This is a genomic window from Anabaena sp. CCY 9402-a, assembly GCF_963920945.1.
GTDB lineage: Bacteria > Cyanobacteriota > Cyanobacteriia > Cyanobacteriales > Nostocaceae > Trichormus > Trichormus minutissimus.
Map to the genome: position 1 here is coordinate 1 of NZ_CAWUDL010000182.1, position 1,481 is coordinate 1,481.

The 1,481-nt window shown below is 43.1% G+C and carries 1 protein-coding gene; it reads right to left on the bottom strand.

Annotated elements, in window-relative coordinates:
- The coding region (locus tag ACM0OR_RS28155; protein WP_414579700.1) for a non-ribosomal peptide synthetase at positions 1-1,481 on the bottom strand (1,481 nt) is incomplete at both ends.

Genomic DNA, 1,481 nt, shown 5'->3' on the forward strand with positions numbered 1-1,481 from the left:
ACAGGTAATGCCTGACGGTCAAGTTTACCATTAGCCGTCAGAGGAAAGGCATCGAGTGAAACAAACACAGCCGGAATCATATAATCAGGTAACTGCTGTTTGAGATAATCTCGCAATTCACCACTACTGGGAGATTCACCATCAACCACAAAGTAAGCCACCAAGCGTTTATCCCCTGGGTGGTCTTCTCGCACGAGTACAACAGTTTGGCGAATTTGTGGGTGTTGAGCTAGTACCATTTCAATCTCGCCCAACTCAATCCTCAAACCGCGAATCTTCACCTGATGGTCAATTCTGCCCAGGTATTCAATATTGCCATCTGGTAAGTAGCGTCCTAAATCTCCTGTTTTGTAAAGGCGTGTGGCTACATCACCGATGGGGAGAGTCATAAACTTTTCCCTTGTCAACTCTGGGCGATTTAAATAACCCCGTCCTAACCCGACACCAGCAAGATAAATTTCTCCATACACACCAATTGGTACAGGTTGCCCATGAGCATCTAGAATGTAAATTTGCGTATTGGCTATGGGACGACCAATGGGTACAGTTTTCAAATTACTGTCTGGGTGACATTGCCAGAATGTCACATCAATGGCTGCTTCTGTTGGCCCATAAAGGTTGTGTAATTCGCATCCCAAACATTGGAAGAATCTAGTTTGCAAATCTAAAGGTAAGGCTTCCCCACTACAAATGACTCTTTTGAGGGAGGTACATTCTTCTACACCACGACTTTCTACAAAGACTTGCAGCATGGAGGGGACAAAATGTAGGGTCGTGATTTGTTCTTGAATAATCAGATTCATCAGATAAGAACTATCTCGATGTCCCCCTGGTTGAGCTATGACTAATCTTGCACCTGTGAATAAAGTCCAAAAGAATTCCCATACAGAAACATCAAAACTAAAGGGGGTTTTTTGTAAAATGCTATCTGTGGCATCTATTTGATACTGTTGTTGCATCCACACTAAGCGATTGCAAACCCCTTTGTGGGTGTTCATTGCACCTTTTGGTTTTCCTGTAGACCCTGATGTGTAGATGACGTAAGCGAGGTTTTCTGGTGTGACGCAATTGGGGAGATTAGTCTGTGGTTGTTGCGCAATTTTTTCCCATTCTCTGTCTAGACAAATGCTCTGGGCTTGATTTTCCGGAATCTCTACTAGGAGTTTTGCCTGGGTTAACACTACCTTGACTTGAGAGTCAGCTAACATATAGGCAATGCGTTCTGAGGGATATTCTGGGTCAATCGGCACATAAGCTCCTCCGGCTTTGAGAATCCCCAATAAACCCACTACCATTTCCCAGGAACGCTCAACGCAAATACCTAATAGTGATTCTGTTTTGATTCCTAAAGTTTGTAAATGGTGCGCCAATTGATTGGCTCGCTCATTCAATTCTTGATAGGTAAGATTTTTTTGCTCATATGTGACTGCTATTGCATTTGGTGTTTTTTGCACCTGTTCTTCAAATAATTGATGCAGACA